The sequence below is a fragment of the Streptomyces sp. NPDC043812 genome, assembly GCF_056436245.1.
Window position 1 is genome coordinate 505,991 of the sequence record NZ_JBWKCY010000001.1, and the last position, 16,864, is coordinate 522,854.

At 71.2% G+C, this 16,864-nt stretch carries 13 protein-coding genes and 2 pseudogenes; 8 read left to right on the forward strand and 7 right to left on the reverse strand.

Annotated elements, in window-relative coordinates; all coding sequences use genetic code 11:
- The first annotated feature begins 1 nt into the window (after position 1).
- Positions 2–655, forward strand: coding sequence for a DUF305 domain-containing protein (locus tag AC067Z_RS02325; RefSeq protein WP_478787514.1), 654 nt, complete (start codon positions 2–4; stop codon positions 653–655).
- Positions 656–728: 73 nt separating this feature from the next.
- On the opposite strand, the pseudogene AC067Z_RS02330 reads toward AC067Z_RS02325, so the two are convergent.
- Positions 729–1,387: pseudogene (locus AC067Z_RS02330) on the reverse strand (GOLPH3/VPS74 family protein).
- 179 nt (positions 1,388–1,566) lie between these two features.
- Here AC067Z_RS02330 and AC067Z_RS02335 point away from each other — a divergent pair.
- A pseudogene (locus AC067Z_RS02335) lies at positions 1,567–1,915 on the forward strand (CBS domain-containing protein); the annotation flags it as partial.
- Positions 1,916–1,993: 78 nt separating this feature from the next.
- Entirely contained in the window at positions 1,994–3,754 is a 1,761-nt protein-coding gene (locus AC067Z_RS02340; protein ID WP_478787515.1) for an NAD+ synthase, read from the forward strand.
- Here the strand turns inward: AC067Z_RS02340 and AC067Z_RS02345 are convergent.
- The 4 genes from AC067Z_RS02345 to AC067Z_RS02360 form a co-directional block, all read right to left on the reverse strand.
- The gene (locus AC067Z_RS02345) at positions 3,720–4,955 is read right to left on the reverse strand and encodes an MFS transporter (protein ID WP_478787516.1); all 1,236 of its coding nucleotides are present in this window, start codon (positions 4,953–4,955) and stop codon (positions 3,720–3,722) included. The genes AC067Z_RS02340 and AC067Z_RS02345 overlap by 35 nt on opposite strands.
- Positions 4,956–5,101: 146 nt before the next feature.
- On the reverse strand, positions 5,102–6,022 hold the full coding sequence (locus AC067Z_RS02350) for an endonuclease/exonuclease/phosphatase family protein (protein WP_478787595.1): 921 nt from the start codon (positions 6,020–6,022) through the stop codon (positions 5,102–5,104).
- A gap of 372 nt (positions 6,023–6,394) precedes the next feature.
- Positions 6,395–7,030 (reverse strand): TetR/AcrR family transcriptional regulator, encoded by a 636-nt coding sequence (locus tag AC067Z_RS02355; RefSeq protein ID WP_478787517.1) that lies wholly within the window; start codon positions 7,028–7,030, stop codon positions 6,395–6,397.
- A gap of 128 nt (positions 7,031–7,158) precedes the next feature.
- On the reverse strand, positions 7,159–8,757 hold the full coding sequence (locus tag AC067Z_RS02360; protein ID WP_478787518.1) for an MFS transporter: 1,599 nt from the start codon (positions 8,755–8,757) through the stop codon (positions 7,159–7,161).
- Positions 8,758–8,919: 162 nt separating this feature from the next.
- Between AC067Z_RS02360 and panB the strand changes: the two genes are divergently transcribed.
- The 4 genes from panB to AC067Z_RS02380 all read left to right on the forward strand — a co-directional run bounded on the left by panB (position 8,920) and on the right by AC067Z_RS02380 (position 12,217).
- Entirely contained in the window at positions 8,920–9,792 is an 873-nt protein-coding gene (gene panB / locus AC067Z_RS02365) for a 3-methyl-2-oxobutanoate hydroxymethyltransferase (protein ID WP_478787519.1), read from the forward strand.
- A 146-nt stretch (positions 9,793–9,938) separates the two neighbouring features.
- On the forward strand, positions 9,939–10,301 hold the full coding sequence (locus tag AC067Z_RS02370; protein WP_478787520.1) for a cupin domain-containing protein: 363 nt from the start codon (positions 9,939–9,941) through the stop codon (positions 10,299–10,301).
- A 90-nt stretch (positions 10,302–10,391) separates the two neighbouring features.
- The gene (locus AC067Z_RS02375; RefSeq protein WP_478787521.1) at positions 10,392–11,396 is read left to right on the forward strand and encodes an ATP-binding cassette domain-containing protein; all 1,005 of its coding nucleotides are present in this window, start codon (positions 10,392–10,394) and stop codon (positions 11,394–11,396) included.
- The gene (locus tag AC067Z_RS02380; protein ID WP_478787522.1) at positions 11,393–12,217 is read left to right on the forward strand and encodes an ABC transporter permease; all 825 of its coding nucleotides are present in this window, start codon (positions 11,393–11,395) and stop codon (positions 12,215–12,217) included. The genes AC067Z_RS02375 and AC067Z_RS02380 overlap by 4 nt, the downstream gene beginning before the upstream one ends.
- A gap of 11 nt (positions 12,218–12,228) precedes the next feature.
- Here the strand turns inward: AC067Z_RS02380 and AC067Z_RS02385 are convergent, their stop codons facing one another.
- Positions 12,229–15,594 carry an AfsR/SARP family transcriptional regulator gene (locus AC067Z_RS02385; protein WP_478787523.1) on the reverse strand — a complete coding sequence of 1,122 codons (3,366 nt, stop codon included), beginning with the start codon at positions 15,592–15,594 and terminating at the stop codon, positions 12,229–12,231.
- A 213-nt stretch (positions 15,595–15,807) separates the two neighbouring features.
- Here AC067Z_RS02385 and AC067Z_RS02390 point away from each other — a divergent pair, with 213 nt between their 5' ends.
- Entirely contained in the window at positions 15,808–16,605 is a 798-nt protein-coding gene (locus AC067Z_RS02390; RefSeq protein WP_478787524.1) for a site-2 protease family protein, read from the forward strand.
- 13 nt (positions 16,606–16,618) lie between these two features.
- Here AC067Z_RS02390 and AC067Z_RS02395 read toward each other — a convergent pair whose 3' ends face one another.
- Positions 16,619–16,807, reverse strand: coding sequence for a hypothetical protein (locus AC067Z_RS02395; RefSeq protein ID WP_478787525.1), 189 nt, complete (start codon positions 16,805–16,807; stop codon positions 16,619–16,621).
- Between the last annotated feature and the right edge of the window lie 57 nt (positions 16,808–16,864).

Consider the following 16,864-nt stretch of genomic DNA (forward strand, 5'->3'; position numbering starts at 1 on the left):
CATGACGCGTACGCACTGGGCCGCCATAGCGGCGATGGTGCTGGCGCTGCTGTTCGCGGGGGCCGCCACGATGGCCTCCGCGGGCGGGGACGCGCCCGCCTCCCGTACGCCGAAGATGGGCTCGGCGGACGCCGGGTTCGCGCGTGACATGTCGGTCCACCATCAGCAGGCGGTGGAGATGTCGTTCATCGTCCGGGACCGGACGAAGGACGACGAGGTGCGCAGGCTTGCCTACGACATCGCCAACACCCAGGCCAACCAGCGCGGGATGATGCTGGGCTGGCTGGATCTGTGGGAGCTGCCGAAGATCGCGCCCGACCGCGCGCCGATGGACTGGATGAGCAGCGGTGCCGACTCCGGTCACGGCGGACACGGTGCCGTTGCGGCCGACGACGCCCCGGCGATGCCTGGCATGGCGACGAAGGCCGACCTGGAGCGGCTGGGCACGCTCAGCGGCAAGCAGGCCGAGGTCCTCTACCTCCAGCTGATGATCAACCACCACAACGGTGGCGTGGCGATGGCGGAGGGCTGCGTGAAGCTCTGCGACGTCTCCGCGGAGCGCAATCTGGCGCAGACCATGGTCGACGCGCAGCGCTCGGAGGTCGAGCTGATGGTCGACCTGCTGAAGAAGCGGGGTGCGCAGCCGCGCACATGACGCCGATGCACGGACAGGGCCCGGTCCGACACCTCACGGTGTCGGACCGGGCCCTTCCTGTCCGTCCCGGCCGTCAGCCCGCGGCCGCGACCGTGGCCACGGTGACGGCCACCATCGCCGCCTGCATGTTGCGGATCGCCTCACGGATGCCGTCGCCGGCCCACTGCCCGTCGGCGATCTCCTTCATCCGGGGCTCGACCTTCTTGCGCGGCACATCGGGGAACGCGATCCGGTGCAGCTTCGCCCCGTGCACCAGGGCGACGAGCCCCGCGGTGCGGTCGTCGGCTCGCCGCCGCCGAGGACGGCCGCGGACAGCCGCTCGCGCAGCTCCCGCTCCACCTCGCCGTTCGCCTCGGGGTAGCGGCGCACCGGGAAGATGCCCAGGGCGTTGTGCCGCTCCTCGGTGACGAGGCCGTGGGCGACGAGGCTGTCGAGCGCGGCACGCGGCGCCTTGCTCTGGTCCTTGGTCAGCCAGTTGACGAGCTTGGCCTTGCGGCGGTTCGCCGTCCAGTCGCCGATCTGCCGGAGGCGTCCGTCGAGGAGGGCGATGCCGGTCGGCGTCTGGTCGACCGTCCGCAGGCACTTGTCGGCGACGGAAACCCGTCCCGCCATGGCCAGATCCAGCAGAATGCCGCCGGCGACGGCCCAGGCCGCGGAGCTCCTGTCCTTCGCGGCCCCGGACTCGTCGTCCAGCGACAGCAGCATGATCTCCTCGCCCAGCGTGACGGGCATGCACGGCTCCCCTCGTAAGTGCGTCTCGTAAGTACGTCGGGGTCATCGGTCACATGACCCGCTGATCCATACGACGCGGTGAGTGCACGAGGAGTTCCCGCCGCCCCTCGCCGGAGGGCTGCAGCGGTCGCGTACTCCGAACGGCGCGGGGTGGCTCGGGGCCTTTCGACGGCATCCCGATGCGCGACCTGAACGTGGGCGCCCTGCCCATCGCGGACGCCGAGGAGCGTCTGTGCGGCATTCTCACCGACCGGGACATCGTCGTCGGCTGCGTGGCCATGGGCCACGACCCGTCGCGGGCGACCGCGGGCGACATGGCGAAGGGCACGCCGCGCTGGATCGAGGCGGGGGCGGACGTACGGGACGTACTGCGCGATGCAGGGCCACCAGATCCGGCGACTGCCGGTGATCGAGAACAAGCGGCTGGTGGGGATGATCAGCGAGGCGGATCTTGCACAGCACCTGAGCGAGGACCAGATCGCGGCGTGGGCGGAACGGGTGTACGCGGAGTCCGGCCCCCGCATGTAGCGGGTGGGGCGCGGGTCCGCAGCGGTGGCTTTCCCCTCCGGAAGGACATCGCGTCAGTAAGACGATTACACTGGCCCCGTGCCTCAACTACGTCTCGCCCTGAATCAGATCGACTCGACCGTCGGCGATCTCGCCGGCAACGCCGAGGCGATCGTCCACTGGACCCGGCACGCCGCAGCGCAGGGGGCGCACCTTGTCGCCTTCCCCGAGATGGTGCTGACCGGCTACCCCGTCGAGGACCTCGCCCTGCGGTCGTCCTTCGTCGAAGCCTCCCGCTCCGCGCTGCGCGCACTCGCCTCGCGGCTCGCCGCCGAGGGGTTCGGCGAACTGCCGGTCGTCGTCGGGTATCTGGACCGTTCCGAGACGGCGCAGCCCAAGTACGGGCAGCCCGCCGGCGCCCCGCGCAACGCCGCTGCCGTGCTCCATCGCGGTGAGGTGGTGCTGACGTTCGCCAAGCACCACCTCCCCAACTACGGCGTCTTCGACGAGTTCCGCTACTTCGTGCCGGGCGACACGATGCCCGTGATCCGCGTGCACGGCGTCGATGTCGCGCTCGCGATCTGCGAGGACCTCTGGCAGGACGGCGGCCGCGTGCCCGCCGCCCGCAGCGCCGGTGCCGGGCTGCTGATCTCGGTCAACGCCTCGCCGTACGAGCGGGAGAAGGACGACACCCGGCTCGAGCTGGTGCGCAAGCGCGCCCAGGAGGCGGGCTGCACCACCGCCTACCTCGCCATGATCGGCGGACAGGACGAGCTGGTCTTCGACGGGGACTCGATCGTCGTCGGCGCCGACGGTGAAGTGATCGCACGCGCCCCGCAGTTCGCCGAGGGGTGCGTCGTCCTCGACCTGGAGCTGCCCGCCGCCGCGGCCGAGGCGCCCACCGGCGTCGTCGACGACGGACTGCGCATCGACCGCGTCGTGCTCTCCGAGGAGCCGCTGCCCGCGTACGACGCCGAGCTCGCGGGCGGCTACGCCGACCGGCTCGACGACGACGAGGAGGTGTACTCCGCGCTGGTCGTCGGCCTGCGCGCGTACGCCGCCAAGAACGGCTTCCGGTCCGTGGTCATCGGCCTTTCGGGCGGCATCGACTCCGCGCTCGTCGCCGCGATCGCCTGCGACGCGCTGGGCGCTCAGAACGTGTACGGCGTCTCCATGCCGTCCAAGTACAGCTCCGACCACTCCAAGGGCGATGCCGCCGAGCTGGCCCGCAGGACCGGTCTGAACTTCCGCACCGTGCCGATCGAGTCGATGTTCGACGCGTACATGGGTGCACTCGGTCTCACCGGTCTCGCGGAGGAGAACCTGCAGTCGCGGCTGCGCGGCACGATGCTGATGGCGATCTCCAACCAGGAGGGCCACATCGTGCTCGCGCCCGGCAACAAGTCCGAGCTGGCGGTGGGGTATTCGACGCTGTACGGCGACTCGGTCGGTGCGTACGGGCCGATCAAGGACGTGTACAAGACGACCGTCTTCCGGCTCGCGCAGTGGCGCAACCGCGCCGCCGAGGAGCGTGGGCAGGCCCCGCCGATCCCGGAGGCGTCGATCACCAAGCCGCCGAGCGCCGAGCTGCGCCCGGGGCAGGTGGACACCGACTCCCTGCCCGACTACGACGTGCTGGACCGGATCCTGGAGCTGTACGTCGACCGGGACCAGGGCAAGGACGCGATCGTCGCGGCCGGCTTCGACGAGGAGCTGGTGGCGAAGACGCTGCGAATGGTGGACACGGCGGAGTACAAGCGGCGCCAGTACCCGCCGGGCACCAAGATCTCGGCGAAGGGTTTCGGCAAGGACCGGCGGCTGCCGATCACGAACCGCTGGCGCGAGACGACGTCCGGCTGACGGTCCCGGTCCCGGTCCCGGCGAGGGGGCTTCCCGCGATCAGGCGGGAGGCCCCCTTCTCCGTACGGTCGAGGAAGCCGGCCAGTGCGGCGATGCCCAGGCCCACCACCGTCAGGACCGCACCGACGTAGGCGGGGGACGTCCAGCCCCAGCCCGCCGCGATGGCCGCCCCGCCAAGCCAGGCACCGCCCGCGTTGGCGAGGTTGAACGCCGAGTGGTTGGAGGCGGACGCCAGGGTCGGGGCGTCCTGCGCCTTGCGCATCACCAGCATCTGCAGCGGTGTGGTGGTCAGGAAGCCGACCGCGCCGAGGACGGCGACGGCGACGAGGGCGAGCCAGGTGATGTGCACCGTGAACGGGAAAGCGGCCAGGACCAGAGCGAGTGCGGTCAGCGATCCGTACAGGGTGGGCCGCAGCGCCCGGTCCGTCAGCGGCCCCGCGGCGAGGGCGCCGAGGGTCATGCCGATGCCGAACAGGGCGAGGACGAGTGTCACGGAGGACTCGCCGAGTCCCATCGCCCCGGTCGTCATCGAGGCGAGGTACGAGTACACGGCGAAGACGCCCGCGAATCCGAAGACCGCGGTCAGCAGGCCGAGCAGAACCTGACGGTTGCCGAGGGCGCGCAGCTCGCGGCCGACGCTCTGGTGCGCTTCGAGCGGCATGTGCGGGACGAGCCGGGCCAGGGCGGCCATGGAGACGAGGCCGATGGCGGTGACTACGAGGAACGTGGCACGCCAGCCGAGCTGCTGGCCGAGCGCGGTCGCGGCGGGGACGCCGACGATGTTGGCGACGGTGAGGCCGAGGAACATGGTGGCCACGGCGCGGGCCTGCCGTCCCTCCTCGACCAGCCGGGCCGCGACGACGGCACCGACGCCGAAGAACGCGCCGTGCGGCAGCCCGGCGAGCACACGCCCGGCGAGCAGGGTGCCGAAGCCGGGCGCGAGGGCGGAGGCCAGGTTGCCGACGGTGAACAGGGCCATCAGCAGCAGGAGCATCCGCTTGCGGGGTATGCGCGAGCCGAGTGCGGTCAGCAGCGGGGCGCCGACGACGACACCGAGGGCGTAGGCGGAGACGAGGTGGCCGGCGGAGGGGACGGAGGTCCCGAGATCGTCGGCGACGTTGGGCAGGAGCCCCATCATGACGAATTCGGTGGTTCCGATGCCGAAGGCGGATATGGCGAGGGCGAGGAGCGCCAAGGGCACGGGGTGAGCCTTTCCGAGTTAAGTTCGTTCTCGGAACAAATGGTCTCAGATGTTTTGTTCCCCGCGGTGAACGATCGGTTGCGGGAAGGTTGTCCCGGTCACAGCGCCGGCCGTGCCCCGGGCACGCCCGGTCCCGGCCCCGGCCGTCAGAGACGGACCCGGGCCGCGATCGGCAGGTGGTCACTGGGGGTGCGCGGCAGGGTCCACGACGACACCGGTTCCACGCCCTTGACCATGATCTGGTCGATCCGGGCCATCGGGAACGCCGCCGGCCAGCTGAAGCCGAAGCCGTCCCCCGCCGCGCCCTGTGTCGAGCGCATCTGGGAGGTGACCGCGTTCAACGAGCGGTCGTTCATGGTGCCGTTGAGGTCCCCGAGCAGCACGACGCGTTCATGTCGCTCGTCCGCGATCGCCTCCCCCAGGGCGTCCGCGCTGTTGTCGCGCTGGTTGGCGGTGAAACCCGCGTTGAGCTTCACGCGCACGGAGGGCAGATGCGCGACGTACACGGCGACCTCGCCGCCCGGCGCCGCGACCGTGGCGCGCATCGCGCGGGTCCAGCCCAGCCGGATGTCCACCGCGGACGTGCCAGTCAGGGGGTACTTGCTCCACAGCCCGACGGTGCCCTCGACCGCGTGGTACTTGTACGTGTCCGCCAGAGCCTGCTCGTACGTCGCCACCTGCCCGGCGGGCAGTTCCTGCAACGCGATCACGTCGGCGCCGGACGCCGCGACGTCCTTGGCGGTGCCTGCGGGGTCGTTGTTCTCGGCGTTGACGTTGTGCGTCGCGACTGTCAGATCGCCGCCGCTCGCCGCGGACTTGCCGGTGAGCAGACCGCCGAAGAGGTTCAGCCAGACGACCAGTGGCAGCAGCAGCGCGATCAGCGCGGTGGCGGAACGGCGCAGCAGCGCGGCGACGAGGATCAGCGGCACGAACACGCCGAACCAGGGCAGGAACGTCTCGGTGAGGCTGCCGAGGTTGCCGATCCTGTTGGGGATCTGGGCGTGCAGGATCATGAGGAAGGCGATCAGCACGGCGAGCAGCGCGAGGAGGATGCCGCGCCGCCACATGCCCGCGCCGTCCCCGCCGCCACCGGTGCGCAGACGGTCGAGCAGGTCCCGCACCCGGGATCCGGACGGCCGCGTGCTCGTCCGGCCGTTCCCCGTATCCGCCGTGTACGCCTGCGTCATAAAGCTGTCCTCACTGCCTTGCTGTCACGCCGGTCCCGCCGTGCGGCGCATGCCGTGGTCCCGGGCCCTCCCAAGGACCCTAGGGCCCCTGGGCACCCTAGGCGATGACCGGTGGTCACTCCGCCGTCCGGGGACGGCCGTACTGCCTCGATGACGACCGGTTCGCGCCCGGGGTTCCGGGTATCGACCCTGGTGGGACGGCTGTGACAGAACGCGCACATTCGCGGCGCGGCGCCATGAACGCGGCCCGGTTCAGCCGTGCGGCCGCACACCGCCGAGCACGATGTCGACGATCAGCTCTGCACTGCCGGGGCCGGGACTGTACTCGGGGCGCATCACCGTGCGGACCAGCATGGGCCCCACGAACAGGTCGCCGAGGAGGTCGAAGTCGACATCGGCGCGGATCTCGCCGCTCTCGACACCGCGGCGCAGGACCGCCTCCATCCGCCGGCGGCGGGGCGCCACGGCGGTGCGGTGGTACATCTCCCACAACTGGGGATAACTCTGCATCTGCGCGAAGACGTTGTGGAGCAGGGCGGAGGAGCGTTTGGCGAGGCTGCGCTGCCGCAGCGTCTCGACGAGGGCGACGAGGTCGTCGCGCACGGAGGTGCCGGGCAGGGGCGGATCGTCGGGCTCCATCGAGCGGACCACGTCGACGAGGAGTGACTCCTTGCCCTCCCAGCGGCGGTAGATGGTTGCCTTGCCGACACCGGCGGTGCGTGCGATGCGCTCCATGGACAGTTCGGAGATGGACACTCCGTCCTCGAGGAGGTGCGCGACGGCATCGATGATGGACCTCTCGGCTTCCTCGCTGCGCGGCCGTCCGCGCCGTGCCGCCGTGTTGCGGGTCGTGCGCTGCCGCGCATCCTCCTGCTGCCCCCGGGGCACTGTCGTTCCTCCTCCCGCCGTGTGGTGACCATTGTCCCCCGGCATTCCTCGGGCGCCGAAGCACCCTCGGACGCCCGGGCCGCGGGTCCCCGGCGCACCGTGGGCGCCGCCGGCCGCCGCACGCGTCACTACCAGCTCGCCCCTTCCGTGGCGAGGGGCTCGTCCGCGGGCGCCGGGGCTGCCGGTTCCCTGCGTGGAAGGCAGAGTCCGACCACGACCGCACCGATGAGGGCGACGGCCGCCGAGCCCAGGGCGGCCAGGTGCATCGCCGCGAGGAAGGACTCGTTCGCCGGGGCGATCAGCGCCCTGCCTGCCGGGCCGAGCTTCTCCGCGGCGGCGAGGGTGGCCTCGATCGACTCGCTCGCCTCCGCCCGCGCATCCGCCGGGACGGCGTCGAGCCGCCCCTCGATCCCGACCCGGTAGCGCGCGGACAGCAGCGAGCCGAGTACGGCCACCCCGAGCGCGCCGCCGATCTGGCGGAAGGTGTTGTTGACCGCGCTGCCCGAGCCGGCCTTCTCGCGGGGCAGCAGCTGCATCACGGTGACCGTCACCGGTGTCATGACGAGTGCCATGCCCATGCCCTGCACGAAGAAGGCGATCTCGAGCACCCACAGCGGGGTCGTGGTGTCGAACAGCGCGAACGCCGCGAGGCCGGCCGCGAGCAGCAGCATGCCCGCCGTACAGGTGACCCTGGTGCCGAAGCGGCCCACGGCCAGCCGGGCCCGCGGCGCGAAGAACATCTGCGCCACGGCCACGGGGACGATGAGCAGTCCGGCCTGCAGGGCGGTGTAGCCGCGCGCGCTCTGCAGATAGAAGGCGGAGAAGAAGGTCAGGCCCATCAGCGCGAAGAAGACGAGGGCGACCGCTCCCACTGCCGCGCCGAAGGCGGGGTTCCTGAAATACGCCAGGTCGAGGGCGGGATGGTCGCAGCGCCTCTCGTACAGCACGAAGCCGACGAGCACCACGAGCCCCGCGCCGACCGGGAGCAGGACGGTCGGGTCGGCCGCGTCCCCGAGCTCGCCCCAGCGGATGATCCCGTACACCAGCAGCACCAGGCCGACGATCGACAGAGAGACGCCGACGAGATCCATCCGGCCCGGCTCGGGATCCTTGGATTCCGGGACCAGCAGGGCCATGAAGACGAGGGCGAGGACGGCGACCGGCACGTTGATCAGGAAGATGGAGCCCCACCAGAAGTGGTCGAGGAGCAGTCCGCCGGTGACCGGGCCGACAGCGATCGCGACACCGACGCTGCCCGCCCAGATGCCGAGGGCCCTGGCCTGCTCGTCGCGTTCGAAGACGTTCATCAGTACGGCGAGCGAGGCCGGCATCACGAAGGCGCCGCCGACGCCCATGAGCGCCCGGTAGGCGACGAGCTCGGCGGGCGAATCCGAGAGCGCGGCGAGCGCCGAGCCGAGGCCGAAGACGAGGACACCGAAGAGCAGGACCTTTTTCCGGCCGATGCGGTCGCCCAGCAGGCCGGCGGTGAAGAGCAGACCCGCGAAGACGAGCGTGTACGCGTTGATGGCCCATTCGATTTCGCTCTGAGTGGCGCCGAGGCCGTGCGGTGCGGGGCTCGCAAGGGTCTTGACCGCCACGTTCAGGATCGAGTTGTCCAGTACCACGATGAGCAGGCTCAACATCAGTACCGTGAGGATCGCCCACCGGCGGCGGTGGACGGCTTCAGGAATCCGGGGCGTGGGGGAAGGTCCGGACGGGAGGGTCATGGGGGCAGCGTAAGTCATTTCGATACGAGACCGTCTCGTATAGGAAGTCGGAAGCAACGTGTCGGGTCCCTCTTTCGCGGGGGCGGCACGAGGTGCCACCATGGAGGGGATCCGGGGACGCCGTAAGGGCGCCTCGAGATGACAACAAGGAGCCGATCAGCCATGACGCTTCAGGCTGCGCAGAACGACCCCACCGCCCGCCCGTCCGACAGCAAGGCGCTGTACGGCGGCACGCAGCGGCGCCGCATCACCGTCCACGACATCACCGCAGCCAAGGAGCGCGGTGAGAAGTGGCCCATGCTCACCGCCTACGACGCGATGACGGCGTCCGTCTTCGACGAGGCCGGCATCCCGGTCATGCTCGTCGGGGACTCGATGGGCAACTGCCACCTCGGTTACGAGACCACCGTGCCGGTCACGATGGACGAGATGACCCTGCTGTCCGCCGCTGTCGTGCGGGGAACCAAGCGGGCCATGATCGTCGGCGACCTGCCGTTCGGCTCGTACCAGGAGGGCCCGGTCCAGGCGCTGCGCAACGCCACCCGGCTGGTCAAGGAGGCGGGCGTCGGCGCCGTCAAGCTGGAGGGCGGCGAGCGCTCCCTCGCGCAGACCGAGCTGATCGTCGAGTCCGGCATCCCGGTCGTCTCCCACCTGGGGCTGACCCCGCAGTCCGTGAACACCATGGGCTACCGCGTCCAGGGCCGCGGTGACGAGGCCGCCCACCGGCTGATCCGGGACGCCAAGGCGGCGCAGGACGCGGGCGCGTTCGCCGTCGTGCTGGAGCTCGTACCGGCCGAGGTTGCCGCCGAGGTCACCCGCTCCCTGCACATCCCGACGATCGGGATCGGCGCCGGGCCCGACACCGACGCACAGGTCCTGGTGTGGACCGACATGGCAGGCATGACCGGCGGCAAGGTGCCGCGGTTCACCAAGCAGTACGCCGACCTGCGCACGACGCTGGGCGATGCGGCGAAGGCGTTCGCCGAGGACGTCGCCGGCGGGGCGTTCCCGCAGGAGGAGCACACGTTCCACTGACCATTTCCGGCACCACGGCAGCCCGTCGATCTTCCCCCGTCGGCGGGCTGTCGGCATGGTCGGCATGGATCGGCGAACCGGGGCCCGGCGTAGTGTGAGAAGTGGACTCGGGGCCCATCGCACGCGCCACCAGGAGGCGCATGATCATGGCCGGAATTGTGACCAGGAATTTCGACTCGGCCGACGAACGACGAGAGTTCAAGGACGGGAAGGGGAGGCTCGACCTCTTCAACACGGAGCACGGGCCGGTCGGTCGGGCCGTATTCGAACCGGGCTGGCGCTGGTCCACCCACGTCAAGCCCATCGCGGGCACCGACAGCTGTATGGCCGCCCATGTGGGATACGTCGTCAGCGGCCGGATGAAGATCACCATGGACGACGGCGAGACGACCGACGCGGAACCCGGCCAGTTCCTCATCGTCAAGCCCGGCCACGACGCGTACGTCGTCGGGGACGAGCCCTGCGTCATGCTCGACTGGGTCGGATTCGGGGACTACGCCAAGCAGTGACACCCCCCTGACCTGCGACAACGACAGCCGTCGGCATCCTGTCGGACGGCTGTCGGCGTTCTGTCGGCGCAGCACGGCACCGTGGCCGGCATGACACGAACCGACAAGAACGCCGTCGAGGTCCGGGGCCTCGTGAAGCACTACGGCGATACGAAGGCGCTGGACGGCGTGGACCTCGACGTCCGCGAAGGGACCGTCCTCGGTGTCCTCGGCCCCAACGGCGCCGGCAAGACCACCCTCGTACGCTGCCTGTCGACCCTGATCGTCCCGGACGCGGGGCGCGCGACCGTCGGGGGCCACGACGTCGTCCTCCGACCGCGGCAGCTGCGCCGGACCATCGGGCTCACCGGGCAGTACGCCTCCGTCGACGAGAAGCTGTCCGGCTGGGAGAACCTGTACATGATCGGGCGGCTGCTCGATCTGCCCCGCAAGGACGCCCGCCGCCGGGCCGACGAGCTGCTTGAACGCTTCTCGCTGACCGAGGCCGCGAAGCGCGCGGCGATGACCTACTCGGGCGGGATGCGCCGCCGGCTCGACCTGGCCGCCTCGATGATCGGCAGACCCGCCGTGCTGTTCCTGGACGAGCCGACGACCGGACTCGACCCCCGCACCCGCAACGAGGTCTGGGACGAGGTGCAGCGCATGGTCGCCGAGGGCGCGACGGTGCTGCTCACCACCCAGTACATGGAGGAGGCCGAGCAGCTCGCGAGCGAGCTGACCGTCATCGACCGCGGGCGGGTCATCGCCAACGGCGCGGTGGACGAGCTCAAGGCGAAGGTCGGCGGCCGCACGCTGCAGATCAGGACGGGCGACCCGGCCCAACTCCCCGCCATGGCACGGGCGGTGGCCGAGGCGGGACTCGACGGCATCGCCGGGGTGCACATCGTTCCCGACGAGGGACAGCTGTACGTACCGATCCTCAGCGACACCCAGCTGACCTCGGTCGTCGGTCTGCTGGGCGGCGGCGGCTTCGGCATCGCGCACATCGGCACCCAACTGCCCAGCCTGGACGAGGTGTTCCTGGCCATCACCGGCGAGAAGGCCGCGCCGGTCACCGAGGCGGACCGCACGATCCCCGAGGAGGTCGCGGCATGAGCGCGGCAACGATCACCGCCCCCGCCACCGTTCCTCCGGGAGAGGGCCGGATCGGCATGCGGTCCAACCTGCGGCACATCGGCGCGCTGGTGCGCCGCAACATCATGCAGATCAAGCAGGACCCGGAGTCGATGTTCGACGCCGTGCTGATGCCCATCGTCTTCACCCTGCTGTTCGTGTACGTCTTCGGCGGCGCGATCGCCGGCAAGGGCAACCAGGACGTGTACGTCAACTACGTCGTCCCCGGCCTGATGGCGATGATGGGCATGAACATCGCCATGTCCGTCGGCACGGGGATCAACGACGACTTCCGCAAGGGGGTGATGGACCGGTTCCGGACCATGCCCATCGCCCGGTCGTCGGTTCTCGTCGCGAAGATCGTGGTCGAGGTCGGCCGGATGCTGGTCGCCATCACGATCCTGCTGGGCATGGGCTTCGCGCTCGGCCTGGAGATCAGGACGTCCGTGCTCGGCCTGCTCGCGGCCGTCGGACTCTCCCTGCTGTTCGGCGCCTCGCTGACGTGGATCTTCATTCTGCTGGGGCTGACGATGAAGACGGCGCAGGCCGTCCAGGGGATGGCGATGCTGGTGCTGATGCCGCTGCAGTTCGGTTCGTCGATCTTCACCCCGCCGACGACGATGCCGGGCTGGCTGGAGTCGTTCACGGAGTACAACCCGCTGTCCAATCTCGCGGACGCGGCACGGAACCTCATCAACGGCGGGCCGGTGGCCCACTCGGTGTGGATGACGCTGGCGTGGGCGGCGGCGATCACGGTGGTGACGGCTCCGCTCGCGGTCGCGAAGTTCCGCAGGAAGACGTGACGTCCGGCGTTTCAGCGCGCGTCGCGCACGAGGGCGGTGGCCTCCTCCAGACCGAGGCCGCCGCCTTCGGCGTACGCGGCCTCGAAGGCGGCATCGCCCAGGGCGGCGCGTGCGGCGTGCTCGCCGAGCACGCGATTCTCCCGCTCCAGCGGTGCCGGGACGTGGGCGGGCGGCACGAGGACCGCATAGGCGCCGATCAGGCGGGCGGCGCAGCGGACCCTTTCCTCCCCGCCCAGGCCGGTCAACGCCATGGCCGTGGTGAGCAGGTGGGTCGCGGGGGCATGCGGCGCGATCATCATCGACAGCGGTGTGAGGGCGTGCTCCATGGCGGCCCGCAGGCCCTCCAGCGCCTCGGCGTGGCGGCCGTCGAGCACGTCGAGCCAGGCGACGCAGCCGACCACCACGCCTTCCAGGAACGCGAGAGTGTCCGTACGGAACTCGCCGAGCAGCAGAGCGAGATGCTCGCGGGCCTCGGCGGTGCGGCCGGTGCGGCCGAGCCGGACGGCGAGGAACAGCCGGGCCATCGGCATGCCCTCGTGGCCCATCTGCGGGGCGCTCCCGGCGAGCACCTCACGCAGGATCGCCTCGCCCTCCTCGCCGCGGCCGGTCTCCAGGATCGCCGCGGCGTACCGGGTCCGCAGCACGCCGATCTGGCTCTGCGCGCCAAGAATCCTGGCGTGGCCGACGGCGGTCGCGTAGTCGGCCGCGGCCTGCTCGTACTCGCCGCGCTGCTCGTACGCCTCGCCACGGACCGAGAGCGCCTCGGCGGCGCCCCAGCCGTCACCGATCCGTTCGTAGATCTCCAGGCTGCGGTTGGCGTCCCGGAGGGCGGCAGCGGCCGACTCGCTGCGGTTGGCGAACACGTTGGCCCGCATCTGGAGCGTGCCGGCCAACTCCCATTCCAGGCGCTTCTCGTCCGCGACACGCACCGACTCGTCGAGGACGCGCATCAGCAGATCGACCTCGCCGGTCATCATGAGCGCGAAGAACCAGAGCGAGCCGGGGAAACGGCAGGTCTGCGGCAGCCCCGGACGGTACGTGCCGACGAGGGAACGCAGCCACACCTGCCGCTGCGGAGTGGTCCAGTCCTCCACCCCGTGTTCCATGGTTGCCATCCGCATCAGCGCGACGCCGCGGCGGGCCTCCTCGAGGATTTCCTGCCGCATGGGCGGTGGTGTGTCGATGCAGCGCTCGTCCAGCGGAGGCGCGGGGCGGGCGCCGGGCCCGAACGGGTCCGGCCCCAGTCCGGCGGCGGCCCCCGACCAGTGGCGGGCCTCGGCGCGGAGGTCGCGCATCTGCCAGTACCAGCCGAGTGACAGCACGAGGCAGAGCACCTCGTGCTCGTCGTGGGCCTCGACCGCCCGGCGCAGTGCGGTGCGCAGGTTCTCGTACTCCAGCTCCAGCCTGTCGACGGCGTCGCGCTGCCCTGGCCCGCGCAGGAGGGGATCGGTGGAACGGGCGAGCTCGCGGTAGTGCACAAGATGCCGACGCTCGACGGCACTTCGCTCACGGGCCTCGTCGAGACGCCCGGCGGCGTACTCGGCGACGGTCTCGAGCAACCGGTACCGCATGTGCCCACGATGATCGGGGGCGGCGACGACGAGCGACTTGTCGACAAGGGAACCGACGACGTCCGTGACGTCGCACCACGGGACGGCCTCGGACGCGGTCGCCGCGGGGAGGGAGGGAGAAGTGCCCGGCGGGGGCGGTGACTCGCCCCGGTGGGCGGGGCCGGCGCAGACCGATTCCGCGGCGGGGAGGTCGCAGCCGCCCGCGAAGACCGCCAGGCGGCGCAGGACCGCCCGTTCAGGGGCGTCGAGGAGGTCCCATGACCAGTCGACGACCGCGCGCAGCGTCTGCTGGCGGGGCAGGACCGTGCGGGCACCGCTCGTCAGGAGGCGGAAGCGGTCGTCCAGCCGGTCGGCGATCTGGCGCGGCGTCAGCATCCGCAGCCGGGCAGCCGCCAGTTCGATGGCGAGTGGAAGGCCGTCCAGGCGGCGGCAGATCTCCTCGCACGCAGCGGCCGTCGCCTCGTCCGCGTCCACCCGGAAGCCCGGCCTCGCCGCCGCGCCCCGGTCGGCGAGCAGCCGCAGCGCCATCGGGTCCGGCAGCGGGTCGACCGGGCGGACCCGTTCGCCCGGCACTCCCAGCGGCTCGCGACTGGTCGCGAGGATCGTGAGGCCGGGGCAGTGGGCCAGCAGCCGTTCGGCCAGGGTGGCCGCCGCCTCCACCACGTGCTCGCAGTTGTCCAGGAGCAGCAGCATGCGGCGCCGTGCGCAGTACTCGACCAGGCGGACGACCGGGTCGTCCCCGTGGCGGTCCACCGCCCTCAGCTCCTCCGCGCCCGCGCCGCGCAGGACCGTCTCGCGCGCCCCCAGCGCGGTCAGCACCGCTTCCGGCACCGTGTCCGGATCGTTGACCGGCGCGAGTTCGGCGAGCCATATCCCGTCGGGCCAGGGACTGTCGGGGTGCGGGCTGTCGGGGTGCGCGGCGGCTTCCGCCGCCTCGAGTGACAACCGCGTCTTGCCCGAGCCGCCGGGCCCGAGCAGGGTCACCAGACGTGCCCGGGACAGGTCGTCGCGAATCTCTCGCAGGTCGGGTCCCCGGCCGACGAAACTGGTGAGCCGGGCCGGCAGGTTGCCTCCTACCGGCGGCGCATCGGGCGCCAGCAACCGGCCCTGCAGTGCACGGAGTTCCGGCCCGGGGTCCGCACCGAGCCGGTCCGCCAGCCGGCGCCGTACCTCCTCGTAGGCGGCCAGCGCATGCGCCTGACGGCCCGAGTCCCGCAGCGCCCGGATACGGAGGGTTTGCAGTGGTTCGTCCAGCGGGTGCGCCTCGCACAGATCGGCGAGCTCCGGTAGGGCCTCGTCAGCGCGGCCGAGCGCGAGGGCGGCCGCCAGCCGGGCGCGGCGGGCCTCCAGTCGTCTCGCCTCCCAGCGCGCAGCGGCGGCCGTACGGTCCGGCAGATCGGCGAGCACCGGCCCGCGCCACAGGGCGAGCGCGTCGTCGAGAAGCGCCGCCGCCTTGGCCGCGTCGCCGTCGGCGAGCGCCTGCGCCCCCTCCCCCGCGAGCCGGTCGAATCGGTGCAGATCCACGTCGTCCGCGTCGGCGGACAGCCGGTAGCCGCTCTCGGCGGAGGCGACGGCGTCGGGCCCGAGCGCGCGGCGCAGCCTGCCGACGAGGGCTTGCACGGCTCCGTGCGCGTCGGCAGGGGGGTCGTCCTCCCACACCTCGTCGACGAGGACGGCGACGGGGACGGTCCGGCCGGCGCGCTGGGCGAGCACGGTCAGCAGGGCACGCAGCCGGGCGCCGCCCAGCGCGACGGGTGTCCCGTCGTCGTGGTGGGCCTGGGTGGTTCCGAGGAGGCAGAAGCGCACCCGGCCATTGTCCCCGGTGCGGTTCGTGGTCCGCGGACAGGAACGTCACCGGGCCGGTTCGTGGTCCGCGGGCAGGAACGTCACCGGGCCGGTTCGTGGTCCGCGGGCAGGAACCGGTGGAGTCCGCGGAGACGTTCTCCCCGTGCCGGGCCCGAAGGTGGCCACCGGTACGCTCCACCCGCACATCCCCGCCGCACTTCAGGAGCCCGCCTCATGACCACAGCTGCCAGGCGCCACAGCGACCGCAGGATCAGTCCCGTATTCATAGGGATCGTCGCGGTGATGGCGGTGACGGGCTGGGCGGTGTGGACGGACTTCGCGTCCAGTCCCGGTCTCGCCGTGTTCCTGTTCGTCGTCTCGGCGTGGGTGGTCTCGCTCTGTCTGCACGAGTACGCGCATGCGCGTACCGCACTGCACGGCGGCGACATCTCCGTCGGCGCCAAGGGCTATCTGACGCTCAACCCGCTGAAGTACACCCACGCCCTGTTGAGCATCGTGCTGCCGGTGATCTTCGTGATCATGGGCGGTATCGGTCTGCCGGGCGGTGCCGTCTTCATCGAGCACCACCGCATCCGTGGGCGCTGGAAGCACAGCATGATCTCGGCGGCGGGCCCGCTGACGAACGTGCTGTTCGCCGCGGTGTGCACCGCCCCGTTCTGGCTGGACGCGCTCGACGGGGTCCCGCTGCCGTTCCGACTCGCGCTCGCGTTCCTGGCGATGCTGCAGGTCACGGCCGCGATCCTGAACTTCCTGCCGGTGCCGGGACTGGACGGCTACGGAGTGATCGAGCCCTGGCTGTCGCACAAGGTGCGCCGCCAAGTGGAGCCGTTCGCTCCGTTCGGTCTGCTGGCCGTCTTCGTGATCCTGTGGATCCCCGAGGTCAACGGGGTGTTCTTCGACGCGATCTACGGCGTCATGAACGCGCTGGGCGTGCACGAGATCGAGATCTACTGCGGCAGGGACCTGTTCACGTTCTGGGAGGGACAGAACGACTTCTGCGCCGCTCCCTGACGCAGCACGGGACTCACGCCGACGGGACGCCCGCCTGCCGCTGCGCCTTCGCCCGGCGCAGGTAGTACCAGGCCATGTTCGACGACAGGCCGGCGAGCAGCACCCAGACGATCCCGAGCCACATGCCCTGCACGAACGACAGCACCGCCGCGGCGACGGAGAGCGCGCAGACGACGAGGGAGAAGAGTGCGAGGCGGGGCATGGGGTGCGGCTCCTGTCGGGTCCTTCGGGGGGAGTGAAGCCCCTCCAGTGTCCCCCA